This is a genomic window from Amycolatopsis sp. NPDC051071, from assembly GCF_040682875.1.
GTDB lineage: Bacteria > Actinomycetota > Actinomycetes > Mycobacteriales > Pseudonocardiaceae > Amycolatopsis.
This window is the reverse complement of the sequence record NZ_JBFBBY010000037.1, coordinates 39,199-59,670: the sequence shown is the minus strand read 5'-3', so window position 1 is coordinate 59,670 and position 20,472 is coordinate 39,199. Positions and strand designations below refer to the sequence as shown.

Genomic DNA, 20,472 nt, shown 5'->3' with positions numbered 1-20,472 from the left:
AAGCCCGCTGTCCGAGGGACTGACCTACGAGCGGCGCATGTTCCAAGCGTTGTTCAACGTCTCAAAGGGGGCCTTCAGGACATGCTCGGTGCCGTTCTCGGGACGGCAGGGTGCCAGCACACCCGAGTTCGGCATCCAAGCACGCGAGTTCCGTCTTCAAGCACGCGAGTCACGCCTTCGCCCTGGCCACCAACGCCGCGAACAGGCTGGTCACAGCGAGCCCACTCACCACGAGCCGGTACCGGCGTGGATCACGGGGGGATCCCCGTGTCCTGAGCTCAACGGCGCCGCGCCCAGGCGTCGATCCCGTCCAGGAACCGGTCCACGCCGAAGCTGAGTTCCGCGGGCACGGTCTCGTCGCCAGTCTCCTCCGGTCCTGATTGGACGGTAGTGGTTTCGGCAGCGTGGACGGTCGCCAGCGCGGGGTAGCCGACCGGGTCGACGAGTTCGGTCAGCGCTCGTGCCAGCTCGGTTTCGGTATGCGGGCGGCCGTCGACGGTCTTGTGCGCGCCGCTCATGTCCAGTCCGATCTGCGCCGCGCCGCGGACGACGGCGGTGAGGTGCAACGCCGCGGACCGCGCCTCGCCGGGCGCCAGCCCGGCCGCGAGCAGGGGGCGGAGCAGACGGTCGAGCCAGGCGAGCTGGTTGGGGCCGATCGGGGTGTGGTCGAGCGGGACGCGCAGCAGCCATGGCCGGGTCTGGAAACCGGCCCAGAGCGCGCCGACCCACTGCCGGACCGCCAGGCGGAAGTCCGTGTCGTCGAGCTCGGGAGGCTTCTCGGCCGCGACGTCGGCCATCACCTCCAGTAGCAGGTCCTTGCTCGGGACGTGGTTGTAGAGGGACATCGTCGAGTAGCCGAGTTCGGTGGCGATCCGCTGCATGGACAGCCCGTCGAGGCCGCCGTCGTCCGCGAGCTTGATCGCGGCCCGCGCGATGCGCTCCACGGTGAGCTGCGGCCGCGGCCCGCGCCGTCCCGGGGAGCGTCCCGCCCACAGCAGCGTGAGGCTGCGCTCCAGATCCGGGCCCTTGCTGTCACGTGTCGCCATCTGCCATCCCGTCCGTGTCGTCGAGGTCTATACTAAAACTATGTATGACATACGTTGATGTGTATGTTGTACATAGTTTCTGACCGACCTCTTGGAGCAGACCTTCATGACCACGACGACGAAACAGACGAACGTGCCGCAGTCACCGTCCGGCAGGACCCCGGCCTGGTGGCGACGCCCCTGGATCGGGCCGCTGATGCTGGTGGCGGTGGCCTTCCTCGCTTTTTCCGTGCCGCCGTACCTGACCCTCGACCCGGCCGAGTCCCGGCTGGAACCGCCGCCCGGCAACGACCTCTACTACCCGTTGCTCGTCGCGCACGTCCTCTTCGGCACGGTCGCCATGGTGACCGCCTGCTTCCAGATCTGGCCCGCGTTCCGCGCGCGGTACCGGCGCGGGCACCGGATCACCGGCCGGATCTACGTCTTCGCCGGCGCACTGCCCGCCGGGGCGATGGGCCTCTACATCGGCTGGCACACCCCGGCGGGCCCGTCGGTGCGGGTGGCCAACCTGGTGGGCTCGGTGCTGTGGATCGCGATCACGCTCATCGGGTTGCGGATGGCCCGCCAACGCCGCTTCGGCGAGCACCGCCGGTGGATGTCCCGCAGTTTCGCGCTCGCGATGTCGATCGTGCTGAGCCGCGTGATCAACGTGGTGGCCACGATCGTGCTGACACCGCAGCTCGAAACGACCTTCGGCGGCAGCGAAGAGCTGATGCGCTACAGCGCGGTGAGCATCGGGGCCTGGCTCAGCCCCTTGCTCCTGCTGTTGCTCGCCGACTGGGTGCTGGAACGCCGCAAGAGGGCCAATCCGCGCCCGGCTCACCTGCCGCGACGGTCGAGTTCTCGTGAGTGATTTGGGTCGTTAGAACGACCCAAATCACTCACGACCGCAGGCGTCGCGAGCCCGCCCTGGTCGGCGGTGACCATCCGCGAACATGATTGGTTGTCGCCAGTGTCGGTGAGTCGGAAGTCCGTGCGTTATGTCTTGGGTCGCGTCATCGAGGCGTGCTCAGAGGCGGATCTCGCGTGCTTCGGGCTCACGACCGTTAGCGCCGGATGTGGGCCCGCTCGCCTTGGGGTCCGAACAGGATGAGGGTTTCGACGGCGTGGCCGTCGGCCGAGCCGAGCCAATGCGGCGACGCCGTGTCGAACTCGGCGGCCTCGCCGGGCGGCACCTGCGCGCCGCCGTCGCGGCCAAGGCCGAAGGAGTACCGGAGGCCAAGGCTCGCGTCGCCGGGGTGCCCTCGGGCACCAGCCTGCTCGGCCTGGTCACGCATCTGACCGCGGTGGAACGGCACTGGCTGCTCGGGCACGACGTCGCCGACTGGCCCGCGACCTTCCGGCCGGAGGGCACGGCGGCGGCGATCATCGCCGCCTATCGGGAAACCAACACCGAAGCCGACGGCGAGATCGCGACCTGGGACGACCTCACCGAACCGGGCCCTCGTCCTTCGAAACACGCGCCGTCGCGGCGATGGACGCTGGCTCACCTGATCGAGGAAACCGCGCGACACGCCGGGCACGCCGACATCCTGCGCGAACTGATCGACGGAACCACCGGACGCTGAAACCAAAACGGGCACCATGGCTCACCGGATATCCCGGTGCCGATCCCATGGCAGAGGACAAGGGCCACGAGAACATCACTCGTGGCGACGCGTCTTTCACACAGTTATTCCGGTGGCGGTGAGTTGTATTTCGAGGTTCGCATGCCAAGTACATGAAGGCCCCCTTGCTTGCGTCAGGCGCAAGCAAGGGGGCCTTCATGTACTTGGGGCTGCCTTATGTACCTGGGCCCGGCCGTGCCGGAATCATCCACAGGACCCCGGTTGTCCTCAGGAACGGGTCAGCGTGACCCCGTAGGTGTTCGCCGCGTCCACCACGGGCTGGTAGTAGGAGTACGAACCGGTGGCGTTGGAGCCCTGGTTGTAACCGCAGTCGTGTCCGTCGGAGGGGCCGCCGGAGGTCATGCCCTGCGCGGTGTTGCCCGCGATGTAGGCGCCGCCGCTGTCACCGCCTTCGGTACAGACGGTGGACTTGGCCAGGCCGCGGGTCGCGACGCTTTCCCCGCTGTAGCGGACGGTCTGGTTGTACGCGGTGATCTTGCCGCAGGTCCAGCCGGTGGTGTTGCCCGCCTTGCACAGCGTGGTGCCGACCGGCGCCTTCGAGCTGCCGGTGATCCTGACCGTGGTGCCCTTGCGGGTGTCCACATAGCCCCGGCCGGTGTCCTCGTCGTCGATGTCCATCAAGCCCATGTCGGTCGACGGGAACTCGGTCGCGACGCCGCGGCCGATGTGCACGCCGTTGCGGTCGAGGATGTCGGGGTTGCCTTCGACGCAGTGCCCGGCGGTGAGCAGCACGTTGTCGCCGTCGCTGGTGGTGCCGGGGAAACCGAGGGAGCAGTTCGTGCCGGGGTCGAGGTCCATGATCTGGCCGGGGATGACGTCCGCCTGCGTCCGGTTCCCGGCGGCGGGCCCGGTCCGGACGGTCACGCCGGGCAGTGCGGACAGCCTGTCGAGCAGCTTGGCGTCCGCACCCGGCTGGACGGTGACGACGACCTTGTCGGCCGCGAGTTCCGGTCCCCAGGACTGCACCTGCGTGACGTCGCCCCCGATCACGGAGCCGACGGTGGCGGACAGGGTGTTCAGCGCCGATTCGCCGCGGGCGCCGGTGCGTGCCGTCAGCCCGGCCGACCGGATGGCCCGCGCGGTCCCGGCGTCGGGCGCGTTCACCACGAGGGTGCCCGCGTCGTCGAAGTACGCGCCGTCGGTGTGGAGGCCACGGGCCCTGACGTCGTCGAAGGAGGCGATCAGGTTCTTCTCGTGGTCCAGCCGATGCGCTGCCTGTACCGGGCTGATCTTCAGCTGGGCGGCGAGTGTTTCGAGCATCGTCGGGTCGTAGCCGGCGGGCGCGGCGGTGGCGGGGACGGTGAACGCGCCGAGACCGACGCAGGCGCTGAACAAAGTGAGCATGACGGGTCCGCGAATTCGCATGCGAATTTCCTTCGATAAGGAGGGAATGACAAACCGGCGGATATTCGGCAATGGCAGGGTCCGCCCGGTTCATCGCGACGTCATGCAGATTACGAGTGCCCGTAATCGGCCCGTAGCGCCGAAAGTAGGTTCGGCTGGAGCGGCCTACTTTCGTAGGCGAAATAGGAGTGGCGCGTGTATTGCTCCGCGCAAGAGTGTCATTGTCCGAACGGTGTCACTATTCGGAAAGCGACCGCGGGTGATTGCTCCATCCGGGTGTTGTGACACTTGGTGGCAACCTGTCAAGCTCGGCGGGCGGGGGCGGGCGCCGACAGCTACCGCCGGGAGTTCGACCGCTTGCTCTCCGGCGCACGTTCGCCGAGGTAGGCGTCCAGCGCGGCAGCGCCGGAAAGCAGCGCACGGCCCCTGGCCGAGAGCCGCGAGTGCCAGTCGTCCAGCGTCGCTTCGAGTGGTGCCACGCCGCCTGCCGAACGGACCTGGTCGATCAGCGGGGCGATCTGCTCCAGCAAGTAACCGCCCCGCCTGAGCTGATGGGTCAGTTTGGCGTCGCGTACGTCGGCCGCGCTGTAGACGCGGTAGCCCGTCCGCGGGTCGCGCTCCGGCCGGAGCAGGCCGGCGCGTTCCCATTTGCGCAGGGTGGCCGGGCGGATGCCCAGTTTCCCGGACAGGGGACCGACGAACAGCTCGCCGCGTTCCTGCGGCACGGGTTCGAGATCGCGGAGCGCGGCGGTGACCGCCTGGAGTGTGCGGCGGTCGTCGAGAAGCTGGGCGTGACTCTCGTCGATCAGCCGGAGCGCTTCCCCGATCGTGTCCCTGCCGACCGCCCGCATGATCGACGTCGCCGTCGAGTGGCCGTGCCCGGGGACGAGGGCGAGGAACGCGCGCAGGGCCGTCGCGTGCAGTGGCGTGTAGCCGCGGTAGCCGTGCGGACTCCGCTCGGCGGCGGGCAGGATGCCGTCCGCCTCGTAGTTGCGGATCGCCTGTGTGGACAGCCCGTGCTCACGCGCGAGGTCGACCGGCCTGAGCTGCCTGCCGCTTTGAAGGTTTCGCCCCATTTTCCTGCCAGTATCGCCTAGAAGTACCAATCGGCGGTTCAACGATACTGTGAAGACGATGATGATCGGGCTCGACCTGGCGGAACTCCGCGAAATCACGGCCTTCGCCTTGGCCTGCGCCGAGCCCGCGCTGGCGATCTTCGAACGCCGCTATCCCGGAGATCCACGCCCGCGAGCCGTCCTCGACGAGGCACGCGTGTTCGCGGGCGGGGGCAAGCGGACGAACGCGCTGCGGATGACCGCGCTGGCAGCGCATCGGGCGGCGAAGACGGCTCGCGAAGACGGCCACGAGGCCGCGTTCGAGGCCGCGCGCGCCGCCGGGCACGCGGGAGCGTCCGCGTATCTGCACCCGCTGGCGAAAGCCACTCAAGTCCCGCACATCCTCGGATCGGCGGCCGGCGCCGCCCGCGCCTTCGAACTCGACGCGGGCGACGATCCCGGCGTCGGCACCGAGTACATCGAGAAGGCGAAAGGCCTGGCGAGTCCCGTCGTGGTCGATGTCCTCAAGCGCTATCCGGCCGCACCCGGCGGTGGACGGCGGGCCGGGGAGTTGCTGCGGATCCTGGACGCGGCGTTGCGGGCCTGACCCGGCCCGGGACGCCAGGTGCCCGAGACCGCATTTAGTCCTCTAGTTGCGGCGTTCGTAGCGGGTACGCGCCTGCCGGTAGGCCGTTTCGAGCAGTTCGCGGGTCACCGCCTCGGTTCCGGCGGCCGGGTTCACCACCGCCAGCCAGCCCGCGGTCCCGTAGACGGGATGGGCGATCACGGTGTCCGCGACACCGGGGTCGACGTCGGTTTCGGCCGCTTCCCGGGGCGTACGGCCGAGTTGCCGGGTGAACGCCTCCTTCCCGGCGTGGATGTTCACGCGAAAGGTGTCCGGCCGGTCGAGGCGTGAGGCCTCGTCGCCGGGGTAGTCCTTGGTGACGACCGTCGCGAACGGCTGGACACCGTCCGGGACGACGCCGTCGGGGGAGTAGTAGAAGAACGCGTCGCCCCAGCCGAGTTCCGGCCAGTCGTCGCCGGGCGCCGGGGTGACGGCCAGGACGTCATCGAGCCCGGACACGAAATGGATGATCTCTTCGGTGGTCATGCTTCCAGCGTCGCATTAAAGTGATTATGGAGGGTTCGAGGTCATTTTCCAGGACAGGCGGGTGACAAGTCTCAAATGCGTACCGCGGAGGTCGCGCGCCGGGCGGGGTACTCCGTCCAGCAGGTGCGCAATCTCGAACGTGACGGCGTGCTGCCCTCGGCGGCGCGCACGTCGTCGGGCTATCGGAGCTACGGCGAGATCCACGTCCGGTCCGCGCTGGCCTACCGCGCCCTCGCCGCGGCCGTCGGTCCGGTCGAGGCCAAGAAGATCGTCCGCGCCGTCCACCGGGACCCGGTCGCCGAGGTACTCGCCCTCCTCGACGCGGCCCACGCCGGGCTGGACGCCGAGCGCGCGGAGCTGAGGCTGGCCAGGGAAGCCGTCCGGGTGATCTCGGGCGAACCGCTCGAGGACGTACGCGGTTCGGACTCGATGAGCGTCTCCGAACTCGCGACGGCGCTCGGCGTCCGCCCGTCGACGTTGCGGCACTGGGACGCCGAGCTGCTCGTCGTCCCCGATCGCGACCCGGCGCGAGGAACGCGGCGGTACACCCCGGCTCAGGTGCGGGACGCGCGGATCGTCCATCAGTTGCGGCTGGCCGGGTATCGCGTCGAGCCGCTTCGCGCGTTGATGCCGGAGTTACGGCGTTCCCGCCGCATCGAAGACATCACGTCCGCGCTGGCCGCCCGGGACGCCGCCATCACGACGCGCTCCTTGGCGCTCCTCGACGGCGGTGCCGCACTCTCCGCGGTGCTTTCCTACTGAAGGCTTGAAGGGTCACTTCGAGGGCTCTGCGATCGGTCGATCACAAAGGGGTCAGCGGGTGCACCGCCAGAAGACCGTCGCGTCGTAAGGCGAGATGATCAGCTTGTCGTACTCCTCGCAGTCGGCGAAACCGGCCCAGTCCGCCTGTCTTCTGGCGTCCTGGCGGGCGTAGACGAGTGCGAGGCCGAAGTCGCTGGACCCGTGCCCGACGAACTTCCTGGTCTCCTGCGTGCTCGCCGAAGCCGGGGCGGCGATTGTGCCAAGGAGTGCGGCCGCGCCGAGCAGCGCGAGCAGTATTTTCTTCATGGCCCCACGCTAGGCCAACGCGTGTGCGCGGATCGCCTGCTGGATGGGCGGTTCCGTGGCCGCCGTCCGTCGTAACATCGACGCCATGTCTTCCTCCCGCAAGATCGGTACCCAGCGTGCCTTCGACGCCGCCGCGGCCGATTTCACCGCACTGGGCCACCATCTTTGGGAGCCGATCGGCGCGGCCACCGTGGCGGCGGCCGGGCTCCGCGGCGGAGAGCGTGTCCTCGACGCCTGTTGCGGCACCGGGGCGTCGGCGATCCCGGCCGCGCGACTGGTCGGCGACGACGGTGTCGTCGACGCGATCGACCTTTCGGCGCCGATGATCGGCGAGTTGCGCGGCCTTGCCGCCGATTTGCCGCGGCTTCGCGCACACCAGGTGGACGCGATGACGTGGGACACCGACGGCTACGACGTCGTGCAGTCCGCGCTCGGCATCTTCTTCTTCCCCGACATGACGGCCGGGACCGAACGCCTGATCAGCCGGGCCCGCCCCGGCGGCCGGGTCGTGTTCACCATCTGGCGTGACGGCGCCATGGTGACGGCCGGCCGGTACGTCGGCCGCGCGGTGGCCGCGGTGACCGATTCCCCACCGCAGCCGGACCGCGAGCCGGGGCTGATCGACCGGATCAACCGGCCGGACACCTACGCCGCCTGGCTTTCCGGGCGAGGACTGTCCGATGTGGACGTCATGGTCAACGAACTCCGCCTGACCATGACCCCCGAACTGGCCTGGCTCGTCATCATCGGCTCCGGTTTCCGGGGCGCTCTCGGCGACCTCGGCCCCGACGTCGTCGACGCGGTGCGTGAGCACTACCTCGAATCCCTCCGTGCCGACGGCGTGACCGAAATCGACGCCACCACCCTGATCGGCACCGGCACGGTTCCCCGATAAAGTCCCCTGGTCCGGCGTGCCGGGGGAGCACCGCCGGACGGGTCCGGCATGCTGTGCGCGCACACGATCGTCGGGAAGGGTGTCGCATGACCGAGGTACCGGACGCCGTTGTGCCGGAACGGGTGGACAGCCCGGTCCGGCAGGCGGCACCGTCGGGCAAGGTCGGCCGGTGGCTGATGGAGCACCGGGTCCAGCCGGTCGGGCCCGAAAGCCACGAGGAACACACCACCCCGCAGTCGTGGTGGAAGGTCATGTGCCTCACCGGTGTGGACTATTTCTCCACATTGTCGTATCTGCCCGGTATCGCGGCGCTGGCCGCGGGCGCGCTGTCCCCGCTGGCGACGTTGCTGATCGTCGCGCTGACCCTGCTCGGCATGCTGCCGATGTACCGGCGTGTGGCGAAGGAGAGCCCGCGCGGCCAGGGCTCGGTCGCGATGCTGGAGAACCTGTTGCCGTTCTGGCGCGGCAAACTCTTCGTCCTTGTCCTGCTGGGCTTCGTCGCGACGTCGTGGATCATCACCATCACGCTGTCCTCGGCCGATGCCACCGTGCACGCGCTGGAGAACCCGAACGCCCCGTCGTTCCTGCACGGGCACGCGGTGCTGATCACGGTGATCCTGCTGTTGATCCTCGGCGGGGTCTTCCTGCTCGGGTTCAGCGAGGCCGTCGGGGTCGCGATCCCGCTGGTGGCGATCTTCCTGGTCTTGAACGCCGTGGTCGTGGTCGCCGGGATCGGAGAGATCTTCACCGAACCGGCCGCGTTCGACCGCTGGCTCGACGCGCTGACCTCGGGAGGTGGCGGCTTCGGCGGCGTCATCGGACCGGCGGTCCTGGCGTTCCCGTTGCTGGTGCTCGGCTTGTCCGGATTCGAGACGGGTGTGAGCATGATGCCGCTCGTCGCGGCCAAGGGGAAGAACGACGAGCAACGGCTGGCGGACCGGATCCGCAACACCCGGAAGCTGCTCACCGTCGCCGCGCTGATCATGTCCGTGTACTTGATCGCGACCAGTTTCGTCACCACGGTCCTGATCCCGGCTGAGAAGTTCAAACCGGGCGGCGAGGCCAACGGCCGCGCACTCGCCTATCTCGCGCACGAACTGCTCGGTGAATGGGCCGGGACCGCCTACGACATCAGCAGCATCCTGATCCTCTGGTTCGCCGGCGCCTCGGCGATGGCGGGGCTGATCAACATCGTCCCGCGCTACCTGCCCGCCTACGGGATGGCCCCGGACTGGGCCCGCGCCGTCCGGCCGGTCGTGCTCGTGTACACCGCGATCTGCGTACTCGTGACGATCATCTTCAACGCCGACGTCAACGCGCAGGCCGGGGCGTACGCCACCGGGATCCTCGCGATGATGGTGTCCGCGTCGGTCGCGGTGGCCATCTCCGCAGTCCGCCGCCGTCAGCGCCGGGCCGCGATCGCCTTCGCCGTGCTGACCTTGATCCTGATCTACGCGCTGGTGGAGAACGTCATCGAGAAACCCGACGGCCTCACGATTTCCGCGTTCTTCATCCTCGGGATCATCGTCGTGTCCCTGGTTTCGCGGGTCAGCCGGACCACCGAACTGCGGGTGGAGCACATCGAGTTCGACGAGCCCACCCGCCGGTTCGTCACCGATTCGATCGCCCACGACGGCGCGCTGACCATCATCGCGAACCGCCGCCAGGCCGGGGACGCCGACGAATACCGGGCGAAGGAGGCCGAACAGCGCGGCCTGAACCCGGTCCCGGGTGCCGCCGACGTCCTGTTCCTCGAAATCGACGTCATCGACCCGTCGGGCTTCAGTGACGTGCTGAAGGTCCGCGGTGTCGAGGTCGAAGGATTCCGTATCCTGCGCGTGGAGAGCCCGGCGGCGCCCAACGCGATCGCGGCGATCCTGCTCGCGCTGCGTGACGCCACGGGCGTGCGGCCGCAATGCCATTTCGAATGGAGTGAGGGCAACCCGCTCGGGCACCTGTTCCGCTACCTGATCCTCGGCCGCGGCGACACCGCCCCCGTCGTGCGCGAGATCATCCGCACCAGTGAACGGGATCCGGCGCTTCGTCCGGGCATTCACGTCGGCTGAGGCAGCCGGCCTCGGTGGCCTGAAGGCCCTTCGGTTCAGCCGAGGAAACGCGACCTTCCCAAGTACATGAAGGCCCCCTTGCTTGCGCCTAGCGCAAGTAAGGGGGCCTTCATGTACTTCCGGCGGGAGGGGACTCTTCAGGGGGCCTGACACTGCACTCGCGTGCTTGGGGACGGAACTCGCGTGCTTGAAGTCGTGACTCGCGTGCTTGGGGACGGAACTCGCGTGCTCAGACTTCGCACAAGTGAGTTCGGGATCCAGCACGTGAGATCCGTCTTCAAGCACGCGAGTCACGCGGCCAAGAAGGTCGGCGAACTCCGTGCCGACCTGCTCAACCGCTGGCGGAAGACGAAGAAGCAGATGGTGAGTGGCACCTTCGCCGACGAAACCGCCAAGGTCTGGGCCGACTACACCTCCGCGAACTGGTACTGGACGGAGATGACGAAGCAGAGCGCCGCCGACCACTACGACTTGGCCCGCCAGTACTACGACCGGTCCAAACCGTTCGACGACTCGGCGCTGCGGCGGGCCAACGAGCTCGGTTACCGCCACTGCGACTACGCCTGGCCCCGTCCGACCTCTTGGTGATCGACCCGAACCGATTTCGGTGTACAGTCGTTCACTCAACCGGGGTGAACGGCGGGGGATGGGTGCGATTACTCAAGGAGTCCGCTGGCCGCGGGCAAGGGCCGTTCGGTTCCCGGCTGCTCGGGCCGCTGGACCAGGAAGCGGCCGTGTTGCGTCGTCGCGTCCAGGGCCTGCTCACCGGGACGCTGATCGCGACCAACGTGATCGGCGCGCTGGTCGTGGTCGGGCTGGCGGCACTGCTCATGCCCGCCCCCGGGATGTCCGGCGACCTCGTCCGGGCCACCGCGATCGCTGTGCCCGTGTACGTGGTCTCCGCGGTGGTCGTGGGTGCGTTGTGGGGGACCAGGGGTGCACTGCGGACGTTGCGCTGGGCGGCCGAAGGCCGGACGCCGACCGACGCGGAGCGTGTCGCGAGCCTGCGGGTCCCGCTGCGGCTGACGTTGGTCCAGGCGGTGCTGTGGGGTGTCGCGACCCTGGTGTTCGGCCTGCTCACCGCCTTGGTGCAGCCGCGTGTCGTGCTGACCGAGATGCTCGTCGTCGGGTTCGCCGCCGTGGTCGTCTGCGCGATCGCCTACCTGGCGGGGGAGTTCATCCTGCGGCCGTACGTGGCGCTGGCGTTGGCGGGCACCGCCCCCGCGCGGCCGCTCAGCGGCGGCGTCAACCTGCGGATGCTGCTTTTCTGGTGCCTGGGCACCGGCGTGCCGGTGGCCGGACTGGTGGTCACGGCGATCCTGGCGTGGGTACGCGGCGACGTGTCGACCACGAAGCTCGCCGTCTCGGTCGTCGTGCTGGGTCTGGTGGTGCTGTGCTTCGGCCTGCTGGTGACGGTGTTCACCGCCCGCGCCGTGGTGAACCCGATCCGGTCGGTGCAGGACGCGCTGGGCCGGGTGCGGGCCGGTGACTTCGCCGTGGAGATCCCGGTCTACGACGGTACCGAACTCGGCTTGCTGCAGGCCGGATTCAACGGGATGACCGCCGGTCTCGCCGAACGCGAACGTTTGCGTGACCTGTTCGGCAGGCATGTCGGCGAGGACGTCGCGATCGAGGCGATGCGCACGTCGACCGAGCTCGGTGGCACGGTGCGGACGGTCTCGGTGTTGTTCGTCGACCTGATCGGTTCGACGGCGCTGGCCGCGAGCCGTCCGCCCCAGGAGGTCGTCGGCCTGCTCAACCGGTTCTTCGCGGTGGTGGTCGACGAGGTCGACCGGAACCACGGGCTGGTCAACAAATTCGTCGGTGACGCGGTGCTGGCGATCTTCGGCGCCCCGGTGCGCCTGACTGATCACGCGACCCTCGCGCTTTCCGCCGCCCGCGCGATTTCACGCAGGCTGGCCGAGGAGGTGCCGGAATGCCCGGCCGGGATCGGCGTCGCGACCGGTGAGGTGGTGGCCGGGAACGTCGGTGACCCGCGCCGGTTCGAGTACACGGTAATCGGTGACCCGGTCAACGAGGCCGCCCGGCTGACCGAACTGGCGAAGAACGTCGAAGCCCGGTTGCTCGCGTCCTGGACGGCGATCGAGTCGTCGGCCGGGACCGAAGCCATCCGCTGGGCGGCGACCGACGAAGTCACCCTGCGTGGCCGCAGCCGCCCCACCAGGCTCGCGACGCCGAAACCCCACCCCGGCTCGTCCACAGTGGAGTCGCCGTAGGGGGTGCTAGGGGTCGTCGTTTCGTTTCCGTGCTGGCAATCTGGGCCGCAGGTGAACGAACCGGGCAGCCAGACCACTCGTCGTCCGGTCCGAGAGACGGAAAGGCGGTGGGACGACTTGGTCGCCCACGGGGAAAAGGCCGAAGACAGCTGGTTCCGCCGGTTCCACGCGGCGCCGGACGCGAAGGCGCGACTGGTCTGCCTGCCGCACGCCGGGGGATCGGCCTCGTTCTACTTCCCGGTTTCGCGGGCGCTGGCACCGGAGATCGAGGTACTCGCCGTCCAGTATCCGGGGCGGCAGGACCGGCGGAACGAGCCGTTCCTCACCAGCGTCGACGCGCTCGCCGACTCGATCACCGCCCTGCTGCGCGACAAGACCGACCGGCCGCTCGCGTTCTTCGGCCACAGCATGGGTGCGATGATCGCCTACGAAGTCGTGCGACGGCTCGAAAAAGCGAGTCTGCCCGTCGCGAAACTGTTCGTTTCCGGGCGCAGGGCGCCTTCGCGGCCGCGTAACGAGAGTGTGCACACCCGTTCGGACGAAGGCGTGCTGGCCGAACTGCGCCGGTTGAGCGGCACCGAAATGGACCTGCTGGGTGACGAGGACGTCGTCCGCATGATCCTGCCCGCGGTACGCAACGACTATCGCGCGGTGGAGACCTACCGGCACACCCACGAAGAGCCGATCTCGACGCCTGTCGTGGCTTTCACCGGTAATGCCGACCCGGTCGCCACCGTGGACGAGGTCGGTTCGTGGGCGGACCATACGGACGGCGGCTTCGACCTGGTGACGCTGGAGGGCGGGCACTTTTTCCTGACCCGCCACCAGGACGTGATCCTGCGGCATCTGTCCGGCCTCGCCGACCAGGGGGCGCTCCGTGTCTGAGGCGCTGGCGGCGGAGGGCACCTTCGACAACCGGATCGTCGAACTGCGCGGGATCAAGGACTCCGCGCGGCGCGGGCCGGACGACGCGGCGACCGTCCGGCAGCACGAGCGCGGCAAGTTGACCGCGCACGAGCGGATCGAACTGCTGCTGGACCCTGGCACGTTCACCGAGATCGAGGCCTTGCGCCGTCACCGCGCCACCGGATTCGGGTTGGAGGACCGGCGGCCGTACTCCGACGGCGTGGTGTGCGGCTGGGGCACCGTGCACGGACGCACGGTTTTCGTGTACGCACACGACTTCCGGATCTTCGGCGGCGCACTCGGCGAGGCGCACGCGCAGAAGATCCACAAGGTGATGGACCTCGCGGAGGCGGCGGGCGCGCCGCTGGTGTCGCTCAACGACGGCGCGGGTGCCCGGATCCAGGAGGGGGTCACCGCGCTCGCCGGCTACGGCGGCATTTTCCGGCGCAACACCCGGTGTTCCGGGGTCATCCCGCAGATTTCGGTGATGCTGGGCCCGTGCGCGGGTGGGGCGGCCTATTCACCCGCGTTGACCGATTTCGTGTTCATGGTCCGCGAAACCTCGCAGATGTTCATCACCGGTCCCGACGTGGTGCGGGCGGTGACGGGGGAGGAGATCTCGCAGAACGGCCTCGGCGGCGCCGACGTGCACGCGTCGACCTCCGGGGTGGCCGCGTTCGCCTACGACGACGAGCGGACCTGCCTCGAAGACGTGCGATACCTGCTTTCCCTCTTGCCAGCCAACAACGGCGAGGCCCCGCCGCACGAGCCGACGGCCGATCCGGCCGACCGCCGCACCGACCGGCTGCTCGACCTGGTGCCGACGGATCCGTCTCGCGCGTACGACGTCTGCGCGGTGATCGAGGAGATCGTCGACGACGGCGAGTTCTTCCAGGTACACGCCGCCTGGGCCACCAACGTCGTCTGCGCGCTGGCCCGTTTGGATGGTCATGTCGTGGGCATCGTCGCGAACCAGCCCGCCGCGCTCGCCGGGGTGCTCGACATCGAGGCGAGCGAGAAGGCCGCCCGGTTCGTGCAGACCTGCGACGCGTTCAACATCCCGCTCGTGACCCTCGTGGACGTGCCCGGTTTCCTGCCCGGCGTGGACCAGGAGCACGGCGGCATCATCCGGCACGGCGCGAAGCTGCTGTACGCCTACTGCAACGCCACGGTGCCGCGGGTGCAGCTCATCCTGCGCAAGGCCTACGGCGGCGCGTACATCGTGATGGACTCGCGTTCCATCGGCGCCGACGTCTCGCTGGCGTGGCCGACGAACGAGATCGCCGTGATGGGCGCGGAAGGCGCCGCCAACGTCATCTTCCGCCGCGAGATCAAGGCCGCCGACGACCCGGACGCCGTGCGGAACCAGAAGATCAAGCAGTACCGCACCGAACTCATGCACTCGTACTACGCGGCGGAGCGTGGTTTGGTCGACGACGTGATCGAGCCGGGCGAGACACGCGAATTGCTGATCCGCACGTTGAAAATGCTCCGTACGAAGCACGCCGACATCCCCGCGCGCAAGCACGGGAACCCGCCCGTCTGATGGCCGACGCGACCGTCCGGGTCCTGCGTGGATCCCCGGACGACGACGAAGTTGCGGCCCTGATCGCGGTCCTTTCCGCGCTCGGCGCCGCGCCCCGGCCTGCTGTCCGGGAACAGCCGCGGCCCCGGCCGCGGCTCGTCCCGTTCCGGGTCGCCACCAGCTGGCGTGCCCTCCGCACTACCCACCCACGGTGATGGAGACCCAGTCATGCTCAAGGTCAGAGGTCTGACCAAGACCTTCCGGAGCCGCCGGAACACCGTCGAGGCGGTGCGCGGGGTGGACATCGACGTCGATGACGGCGAACTGATCGGCTTCCTCGGCCCGAACGGGGCCGGAAAGTCCACCAGCATCCGGATGCTGTCCACCCTGCTGCGCCCGACCGCCGGCGAGGCGGTGGTCGGCGGCTGCGATCTGCTGGCCGATCCGATGGGTGTCCGGCGGCGTATCGGCTATGTCGGGCAAGGCAACGGCGCCGGTCTCAACCAGCGTGTGGGGGAGGAACTGGAAAGCCACGCCGGTCTCTACGACATCGGACGAAGGGAAGCCCGCCGCCGCGTCGGCGACCTGCTCGACCGCTACGAACTCGGCGGGATGGCGGGCCGCAAGGTGTCCACCCTGTCCGGTGGCCAGCGACGACGGCTGGACATCGTGATGGGTGTGCTGCACCAGCCCAGCCTGGTCTTCCTCGACGAGCCGTCGGCCGCGCTCGATCCGCAGAGCCGCAGCAATTTGTGGGACCACATCCGGTCGCTGAACCGGGAACAGGGCGTCACGGTCTTCCTGACCACCCATTACCTGGACGAAGCGGACGCGCTGTGCGAGCGGATCCTGGTGATCGACGGCGGGAAGATCATCGACGAAGGCACCCCGGACGGTTTGAAGCGCAAGGTCGCCGGCGATCTCGTCACCATCGCCAGCACCGAACCCGCCGCCGCGGCCGAAGTGGCGGCCCGGTTCCCCGGAGCCGGTGACGTCGCCGTGGACGAGACGACGGCGAGTTTCCGGCTGCGTGGGTCGCACGGCGACCAGGCGGTGCCGGATCTCGTCCGCGCGCTGGACGACGTCGGCGTACCGGTGAGTTCGGTGCGGACCGAACGGCCGACCCTCGACGACGTCTTCCTCAGCTTGACCGGCCGCACCTTGCGGGACGACAGCGGCGACCAGACGAAAGAGGAAACAGCGTGAAGCGCGCGCTCCAGCAGACGTGGGTGGTGTTCGTCCGGGCCAGCCGCCCGTGGCTGCGCAGTCCGGTGTCCATTGTGGTCGGACTGTTCGGCCCGATCGTCTACCTGGTGCTGTTCGGCCCGGTGCTCGATGCCCTGTACCCGGTCAAAGGCGAGGCCTGGCAATGGTTTGTGCCGGGGATGCTGCTCCAGCTGACCCTTTTCGGCGGCGCGTACGCGGGATTCTCGATCACACCGGAGATCCGCTCGGGCGTGATGGAACGGATGCGGGTCACACCGGCGAGCCGGGCCGGGCTGTTGTTCGGCCGGGTCGCCAGTGACGTGGTCCAGCTGTTCGTCCAGGGCGTGATCCTGCTCGGCGTGGCCGCGCTGTTCGACTTCCGCGCGGACGCCGGTGCGGTACTGGCCGCGCTGGTGCTGGTCGCCGGTTTGGGGGCGGCGCTCAGCTCCGCGTCCTACGCGCTGGCGATCAAGCTCAAGGAGGAGAACAAGTTCGCGCCGCTGCTCAGCATGGCGCTCGTGCCGCTTCTGCTGCTGTCCGGGGTGCTGCTGCCGATGGACAAGGCGCCGTCCTGGCTGCGGACTCTCTCCGAGATCAACCCGCTGGCCCAGGTCGCGAACGCGCTGCGGGCGATCACCTCCGGCCAGTACGGTTCGCAGGCGCTGGTGGGCACTCTGGTGACGATCGGGCTGATCGTGGTCCTCGGTGCTTGGGGGCTGCGGACCATGGCGCGCGAACACCATTGAGGTACAAAGAAGGCCCACTGTGGGCAGTCCACAGTGGGCCTTCTTCGGCGCTCAGTTCAGGATCTGGCCGCTCAGTTCAGGATTTGGCCGCTCAGTTCAGGATCTGACAGAGCACGGTGACGGGAGTCGCCGGGTCGCCCACCTTCACGGCGAGGTTGGTCACGGTGCCCGAGCGGTGCGCGGTGACCGGCTGCTCCATCTTCATCGCCTCGACGACCAGGACGACGTCTCCCTGCTCGACCTGCTGGCCTTCGGTGACGACCACCTTCACCACGGTGCCCTGCATGGGTGAGGTCAGCGTTTCCTTGTCAGCACTGGACTTCCCGCCGGCCTGACCGGACGCGGACCGCTTGCGCCGGGGCGCGGCGGCGGAGGGAGACGCTCCCAGTGTCGCCGGGACCGACACCTCGACCCGTTTGCCGTCGACCTCGACGATCACCGTGTTCCGCGAGACGGCGGGCTCGTCGTCCAGCTCCGCGGGTGAAAACGGCGCCAGGGTGTTCACGAACTCGGTCTCTATCCATCGGGTGTGCACGCCGAAGCCGGAGGCCGTCTCGCCGGTGAAGGCCGGGTCGGTGACCACGGCGCGATGGAACGGCAGCGCGGTCGCCATACCGTCCACTTCGAACTCCGCGAGTGCCCGCGCGGCCCGCCGCAGCACCTGGTCACGAGTGGCGCCGGTGACGATCAGCTTGGCGAGCAGGGAATCCCAGGCGGGCCCGACGGTGGCACCGGTGGTCACGCCGGAGTCGAGCCGCACACCCGGTCCGGACGGCGGCGCGAACCGGGTGAGGGTGCCGGGCGCGGGCAGGAAGCCGAGTCCGGGATCCTCGCCGTTGATCCGGAATTCCATGCTGTGGCCGTGGATCACCGGATCGTCGTAGTCCAGCGTGCCGCCGTCGGCGAGCCGGAATTGTTCGAGGACGAGGTCGATACCGGTGACTTCTTCGGTGACCGGGTGTTCCACCTGCAGCCGGGTGTTCACCTCCAGGAACGACACCGTCCCGTCACGGCCGACGAGGAATTCGCAGGTGCCCGCCCCGACGTAGCCCGCCTCGGCGAGGATCGCCTTGGAGGCGCGGTAGAGCTCGGCCGTCTGCGCCTCGGTCAGGAACGGCGCGGGTGCCTCTTCGACGAGTTTCTGGTGCCGCCGTTGCAGTGAACAGTCCCTGGTGGACACCACGACGACCTTGCCGTCGCGGTCGGCGAGGCATTGGGTCTCCACGTGCCGCGGCCGGTCGAGATAGCGTTCGAGGAAGCATTCGCCGCGACCGAAGGCGGCGACGGCTTCGCGGACCGCGGATTCGTAAAGTTCCGGGATCTCTTCGAGGGTGTACGCGACCTTCAAACCTCGTCCGCCACCACCGAAAGCGGCTTTGATCGCGATCGGAAGCCCGTGCTCCCCGGCGAAGGCGACGACCTGCTCCGGACCGGACACCGGATCGGCGGTGCCGGCGACCAGCGGCGCGCCCGCGCGACGGGCGATGTGCCGGGCCGCGACCTTGTCGCCCAGCGCCCTGATCGCGTCCGGCGGCGGGCCGATCCAGGACAGTCCGGCGGCGAGGACGGCTTCCGCGAACTCGGCGTTCTCGGAAAGGAACCCGTAGCCGGGATGGACCGCGTCCGCGCCGGAAAGCTTCGCCGCGCCGAGTACCTTGCCGATGTCCAGATAGCTGGTGGCCGGGGTCGTCCCGCCGAGCGCGTACGCCTCGTCGGCGACCCGGACGTGCAGTGAGTCCAGGTCGGGTTCGGCGTACACGGCCACACTGTCCAGGCCGGCGTCGCGGCAGGCACGGGCTACCCGGACGGCGATCTCGCCGCGGTTGGCGATCAGCACCTTGCGCATGATGAATCCTTTCGGCACAGGGTCAGAACGGGGCACGGCCCCAGGACCGGCCGCGGTTCGGTGACGGCGTCATCCGCGTGACGGGCGCGCCCCACCCGCCGACGGCGGAGCGCACCGGCCGGTCCAGGCTCTTCAGCGCGAGTGCGATCGCCTTCAAGTCCTCTTCGGTCGGCTTGCCGCGGATCACCAGGAGGTCGTTCACAGCGGGATGTTCCCGTGCTTGCGGGGCAGCCTCGACGACTGCTTGCTGCGTAACGCCCGCAACGCACTGGCGATGCTCGTCCTGGTCTCGTGGGGCATGATCACGACGTCGATGTAGCCGCGTTCCGCCGCCAGATAAGGGTTGCAGAGCGTGTCTTCGTACTCGCGGCGGAGCCGGGCGGCCTCGGCTTCCGGATCGGCGGCCGCCTTGACCGCGCGGTGATGCAGCACGCTCACCGCGCCCGCCCCGCCCATGACCGCGATCTCGGCCGTCGGCCAGGCCAGGTTGAGGTCGACGCCGAGGTGCTTGGACCCCATCACGCCGTATCCGCCGCCGTACGCCTTGCGCGTGATGACCGTGACCATCGGGACGGTCGCCTCGGCGTAGGCGTAGAGCAGTTTCGCGCCGCGCCGGATGATGCCGTCGTGCTCTTGTTCCTTGCCCGGCAGGAATCCCGGCACGTCGGCGAAGGTGACCACGGGGAGGTGGAAGGAATCGCAGAGCCGGATGAACCGGGCGGCCTTCTCGCTGGCCGCGATGTCCAGTGCGCCGGCCAGGGTGGTCGGCTGGTTGGCGACCACGCCGACGCTGTGCCCGTCCAGCCTGCCGAAGCCGCAGAGCATGTTGCGTGCGTACAGCGGCTGCACTTCGAGCAGTTCGCCGTCGTCGAGCACGGTGCGCACCACCTGGCCCATGTCGTAGGCCTGGTTCGCGTTGTCCGGGATCAGGGTGTCGAGGGTCAGATCCGCCGCGGTCGGGGTCTCGCTCGTCGTGGCCGGGAAGACCGGCGGTTCGTCCATGTTGTTCGACGGCAGGTACGCCAGCAGCTGGCGCACGTACTCGAACGCGTCCTTCTCGTCGGGAGCGAGGTAATGCGCGTTACCCGTCACCGAGTTCTGGATATGCGCGCCGCCGAGGACGTCACGGTCGACCGATTCACCCATCACCGTGCGCAGGACTTCCGGGCCGGTGACGAACATATGGGAGATGTCGTCGACCATCACGACGAAGTCCGTGATCGCGGGTGCGTAGACGGCCCCGCCCGCGCACGGCCCGGCCATCAGCGAGATCTGCGGGATCACACCGGAAGCGTGCACGTGCCGTTTGGCGATTTCGGCGTAGTACGCCAGGGAGACGACGCCTTCCTGGATCCGCGCGCCGCCGGAGTCGTTGATGCCGATCAGCGGGCAGCCGGTGCTCAGCGCGAGGTCCATCACCTTGACGATCTTTTCGCCGTAAACCTCGCCGAGGCTGCCGCCGAACACGGTGAAGTCCTGCGCGAACAGGAACACCTTGCGGCCGTCGACCGTGCCGTAGCCGGTGACCACGCCGTCGCCGAGCGGGCGGTTGTGCTCCATGCCGAACTCGTGGCTGCGGTGCCGGGCGAACGCGTCGAGCTCGACGAAGGAACCGGGGTCGAGCAGTGCCTCGATCCGTTCCCTGGCGGTTAGTTTGCCCTTGTCATGCTGTTTGCGGGCGGACGCGGAACCGGCGTTCGCGGCCAGTTCTTCCCGCCGCCGGGTCAATTCGGCGATCCGGCCGGCGGTGGTGCTGCCGGACGGCGCCGCGTCGAGTTCGGTCATGGTCCTCG

21 protein-coding genes and 1 pseudogene are annotated in these 20,472 nt (G+C 68.8%); 13 read left to right on the top strand and 9 right to left on the bottom strand.

Annotated features, from left to right (window positions below; all coding sequences use genetic code 11):
• Positions 1 to 278: 278 nt before the first annotated feature.
• Positions 279 to 1,046 carry a TetR/AcrR family transcriptional regulator gene (locus AB0M65_RS15135; protein ID WP_364027156.1) on the bottom strand — a complete coding sequence of 256 codons (768 nt, stop codon included), beginning with the start codon at positions 1,044 to 1,046 and terminating at the stop codon, positions 279 to 281.
• A 196-nt stretch (positions 1,047 to 1,242) separates the two neighbouring features.
• Here AB0M65_RS15135 and AB0M65_RS15130 point away from each other — a divergent pair, with 196 nt between their 5' ends.
• Positions 1,243 to 1,899: a DUF2306 domain-containing protein gene (locus AB0M65_RS15130; RefSeq protein WP_364027162.1), complete on the top strand. Its 657-nt coding sequence runs from the start codon at positions 1,243 to 1,245 to the stop codon at positions 1,897 to 1,899.
• A 193-nt stretch (positions 1,900 to 2,092) separates the two neighbouring features.
• Here AB0M65_RS15130 and AB0M65_RS15125 read toward each other — a convergent pair.
• Positions 2,093 to 2,221, bottom strand: a pseudogene (locus AB0M65_RS15125) (XRE family transcriptional regulator); the annotation flags it as partial.
• Here AB0M65_RS15125 and AB0M65_RS15120 point away from each other — a divergent pair.
• On the top strand, positions 2,177 to 2,614 hold the full coding sequence (locus AB0M65_RS15120; RefSeq protein ID WP_364027153.1) for a DinB family protein: 438 nt from the start codon (positions 2,177 to 2,179) through the stop codon (positions 2,612 to 2,614). The pseudogene AB0M65_RS15125 and the gene AB0M65_RS15120 sit on opposite strands and share 45 nt — an antisense overlap.
• Positions 2,615 to 2,881: 267 nt before the next feature.
• On the opposite strand, the gene AB0M65_RS15115 is transcribed toward AB0M65_RS15120, so the two are convergent.
• Both AB0M65_RS15115 and AB0M65_RS15110 read right to left on the bottom strand, forming a co-directional pair.
• Positions 2,882 to 4,039, bottom strand: a complete 1,158-nt coding sequence (locus AB0M65_RS15115) for a S1 family peptidase (protein ID WP_364027150.1) — start codon at positions 4,037 to 4,039, stop codon at positions 2,882 to 2,884.
• A gap of 314 nt (positions 4,040 to 4,353) precedes the next feature.
• Positions 4,354 to 5,094 (bottom strand): TioE family transcriptional regulator, encoded by a 741-nt coding sequence (locus AB0M65_RS15110; protein ID WP_364027148.1) that lies wholly within the window; start codon positions 5,092 to 5,094, stop codon positions 4,354 to 4,356.
• Between the two features lie 58 nt (positions 5,095 to 5,152).
• Here AB0M65_RS15110 and AB0M65_RS15105 point away from each other — a divergent pair, with 58 nt between their 5' ends.
• Positions 5,153 to 5,680: a putative immunity protein gene (locus tag AB0M65_RS15105; protein WP_364027145.1), complete on the top strand. Its 528-nt coding sequence runs from the start codon at positions 5,153 to 5,155 to the stop codon at positions 5,678 to 5,680.
• 42 nt (positions 5,681 to 5,722) lie between these two features.
• Here AB0M65_RS15105 and AB0M65_RS15100 read toward each other — a convergent pair whose 3' ends face one another.
• Positions 5,723 to 6,184 carry a DUF6194 family protein gene (locus AB0M65_RS15100; RefSeq protein WP_364027143.1) on the bottom strand — a complete coding sequence of 154 codons (462 nt, stop codon included), beginning with the start codon at positions 6,182 to 6,184 and terminating at the stop codon, positions 5,723 to 5,725.
• A gap of 75 nt (positions 6,185 to 6,259) precedes the next feature.
• On the opposite strand from AB0M65_RS15100, the gene AB0M65_RS15095 reads away from it, so the two are divergent.
• Positions 6,260 to 6,946 (top strand): MerR family transcriptional regulator, encoded by a 687-nt coding sequence (locus AB0M65_RS15095; protein WP_364027140.1) that lies wholly within the window; start codon positions 6,260 to 6,262, stop codon positions 6,944 to 6,946.
• A gap of 51 nt (positions 6,947 to 6,997) precedes the next feature.
• On the opposite strand, the gene AB0M65_RS15090 is transcribed toward AB0M65_RS15095, so the two are convergent.
• A complete protein-coding gene (locus AB0M65_RS15090; RefSeq protein ID WP_364027137.1) occupies positions 6,998 to 7,252 on the bottom strand; it encodes a hypothetical protein in 255 nt (84 codons plus the stop codon).
• Between the two features lie 85 nt (positions 7,253 to 7,337).
• Between AB0M65_RS15090 and AB0M65_RS15085 the strand changes: the two genes are divergently transcribed.
• The 9 genes from AB0M65_RS15085 to AB0M65_RS15045 all read left to right on the top strand — a co-directional run bounded on the left by AB0M65_RS15085 (position 7,338) and on the right by AB0M65_RS15045 (position 16,833).
• Positions 7,338 to 8,147, top strand: a complete 810-nt coding sequence (locus AB0M65_RS15085; RefSeq protein WP_364027134.1) for a methyltransferase domain-containing protein — start codon at positions 7,338 to 7,340, stop codon at positions 8,145 to 8,147.
• Between the two features lie 86 nt (positions 8,148 to 8,233).
• Positions 8,234 to 10,213 carry an amino acid transporter gene (locus AB0M65_RS15080; protein WP_364027131.1) on the top strand — a complete coding sequence of 660 codons (1,980 nt, stop codon included), beginning with the start codon at positions 8,234 to 8,236 and terminating at the stop codon, positions 10,211 to 10,213.
• Positions 10,214 to 10,477: 264 nt separating this feature from the next.
• On the top strand, positions 10,478 to 10,801 hold the full coding sequence (locus AB0M65_RS15075; protein WP_364027128.1) for a hypothetical protein: 324 nt from the start codon (positions 10,478 to 10,480) through the stop codon (positions 10,799 to 10,801).
• Positions 10,802 to 10,863: 62 nt separating this feature from the next.
• Positions 10,864 to 12,450 (top strand): adenylate/guanylate cyclase domain-containing protein, encoded by a 1,587-nt coding sequence (locus tag AB0M65_RS15070; RefSeq protein ID WP_364027125.1) that lies wholly within the window; start codon positions 10,864 to 10,866, stop codon positions 12,448 to 12,450.
• Positions 12,451 to 12,567: 117 nt separating this feature from the next.
• On the top strand, positions 12,568 to 13,335 hold the full coding sequence (locus AB0M65_RS15065) for an alpha/beta fold hydrolase (protein WP_364027123.1): 768 nt from the start codon (positions 12,568 to 12,570) through the stop codon (positions 13,333 to 13,335).
• A gap of 52 nt (positions 13,336 to 13,387) precedes the next feature.
• On the top strand, positions 13,388 to 14,902 hold the full coding sequence (locus AB0M65_RS15060; protein ID WP_364027159.1) for an acyl-CoA carboxylase subunit beta: 1,515 nt from the start codon (positions 13,388 to 13,390) through the stop codon (positions 14,900 to 14,902).
• Positions 14,902 to 15,096 (top strand): acyl-CoA carboxylase subunit epsilon, encoded by a 195-nt coding sequence (locus AB0M65_RS15055; protein WP_364027120.1) that lies wholly within the window; start codon positions 14,902 to 14,904, stop codon positions 15,094 to 15,096. The genes AB0M65_RS15060 and AB0M65_RS15055 overlap by 1 nt, the downstream gene beginning before the upstream one ends.
• Positions 15,097 to 15,109: 13 nt before the next feature.
• Positions 15,110 to 16,087 (top strand): ATP-binding cassette domain-containing protein, encoded by a 978-nt coding sequence (locus tag AB0M65_RS15050; RefSeq protein ID WP_364027117.1) that lies wholly within the window; start codon positions 15,110 to 15,112, stop codon positions 16,085 to 16,087.
• Positions 16,084 to 16,833, top strand: coding sequence for an ABC transporter permease (locus AB0M65_RS15045; RefSeq protein WP_364027114.1), 750 nt, complete (start codon positions 16,084 to 16,086; stop codon positions 16,831 to 16,833). Before AB0M65_RS15050 ends, AB0M65_RS15045 begins: the two co-directional genes overlap by 4 nt.
• 91 nt (positions 16,834 to 16,924) lie before the next feature.
• Here AB0M65_RS15045 and AB0M65_RS15040 read toward each other — a convergent pair whose 3' ends face one another.
• From AB0M65_RS15040 to AB0M65_RS15030, 3 genes are read right to left on the bottom strand one after another with little or no spacing between them, the layout of a single operon-like run.
• Positions 16,925 to 18,679 (bottom strand): biotin carboxylase N-terminal domain-containing protein, encoded by a 1,755-nt coding sequence (locus AB0M65_RS15040; RefSeq protein WP_364027111.1) that lies wholly within the window; start codon positions 18,677 to 18,679, stop codon positions 16,925 to 16,927.
• 22 nt (positions 18,680 to 18,701) lie between these two features.
• Positions 18,702 to 18,881: a hypothetical protein gene (locus tag AB0M65_RS15035; RefSeq protein WP_364027108.1), complete on the bottom strand. Its 180-nt coding sequence runs from the start codon at positions 18,879 to 18,881 to the stop codon at positions 18,702 to 18,704.
• A complete protein-coding gene (locus AB0M65_RS15030; RefSeq protein ID WP_364027106.1) occupies positions 18,878 to 20,464 on the bottom strand; it encodes an acyl-CoA carboxylase subunit beta in 1,587 nt (528 codons plus the stop codon). The genes AB0M65_RS15035 and AB0M65_RS15030 overlap by 4 nt, the downstream gene beginning before the upstream one ends.
• Positions 20,465 to 20,472 lie beyond the last annotated feature (8 nt).

Excerpts from the sequence above, each read along its gene's own strand:
- AB0M65_RS15105 (WP_364027145.1), top strand. The coding sequence starts at position 5,153 with ATGATGATCGGGCTCGACCTGGCGGAACTCCGCGAAATCACGGCCTTC.
- AB0M65_RS15080 (WP_364027131.1), top strand. The coding sequence starts at position 8,234 with ATGACCGAGGTACCGGACGCCGTTGTGCCGGAACGGGTGGACAGCCCG.
- AB0M65_RS15110 (WP_364027148.1), bottom strand. The coding sequence starts at position 5,094 with ATGGGGCGAAACCTTCAAAGCGGCAGGCAGCTCAGGCCGGTCGACCTC.
- AB0M65_RS15115 (WP_364027150.1), bottom strand. The coding sequence starts at position 4,039 with ATGCGAATTCGCGGACCCGTCATGCTCACTTTGTTCAGCGCCTGCGTC.
- AB0M65_RS15055 (WP_364027120.1), top strand. The coding sequence starts at position 14,902 with ATGGCCGACGCGACCGTCCGGGTCCTGCGTGGATCCCCGGACGACGAC.
- AB0M65_RS15135 (WP_364027156.1), bottom strand. The coding sequence starts at position 1,046 with ATGGCGACACGTGACAGCAAGGGCCCGGATCTGGAGCGCAGCCTCACG.
- AB0M65_RS15130 (WP_364027162.1), top strand. The coding sequence starts at position 1,243 with ATGCTGGTGGCGGTGGCCTTCCTCGCTTTTTCCGTGCCGCCGTACCTG.
- AB0M65_RS15100 (WP_364027143.1), bottom strand. The coding sequence starts at position 6,184 with ATGACCACCGAAGAGATCATCCATTTCGTGTCCGGGCTCGATGACGTC.
- AB0M65_RS15120 (WP_364027153.1), top strand. The coding sequence starts at position 2,177 with ATGCGGCGACGCCGTGTCGAACTCGGCGGCCTCGCCGGGCGGCACCTG.
- AB0M65_RS15095 (WP_364027140.1), top strand. The coding sequence starts at position 6,260 with ATGCGTACCGCGGAGGTCGCGCGCCGGGCGGGGTACTCCGTCCAGCAG.
- AB0M65_RS15085 (WP_364027134.1), top strand. The coding sequence starts at position 7,338 with ATGTCTTCCTCCCGCAAGATCGGTACCCAGCGTGCCTTCGACGCCGCC.
- AB0M65_RS15090 (WP_364027137.1), bottom strand. The coding sequence starts at position 7,252 with ATGAAGAAAATACTGCTCGCGCTGCTCGGCGCGGCCGCACTCCTTGGC.
- AB0M65_RS15030 (WP_364027106.1), bottom strand. The coding sequence starts at position 20,464 with ATGACCGAACTCGACGCGGCGCCGTCCGGCAGCACCACCGCCGGCCGG.
- AB0M65_RS15040 (WP_364027111.1), bottom strand. The coding sequence starts at position 18,679 with ATGCGCAAGGTGCTGATCGCCAACCGCGGCGAGATCGCCGTCCGGGTA.
- AB0M65_RS15050 (WP_364027117.1), top strand. The coding sequence starts at position 15,110 with ATGCTCAAGGTCAGAGGTCTGACCAAGACCTTCCGGAGCCGCCGGAAC.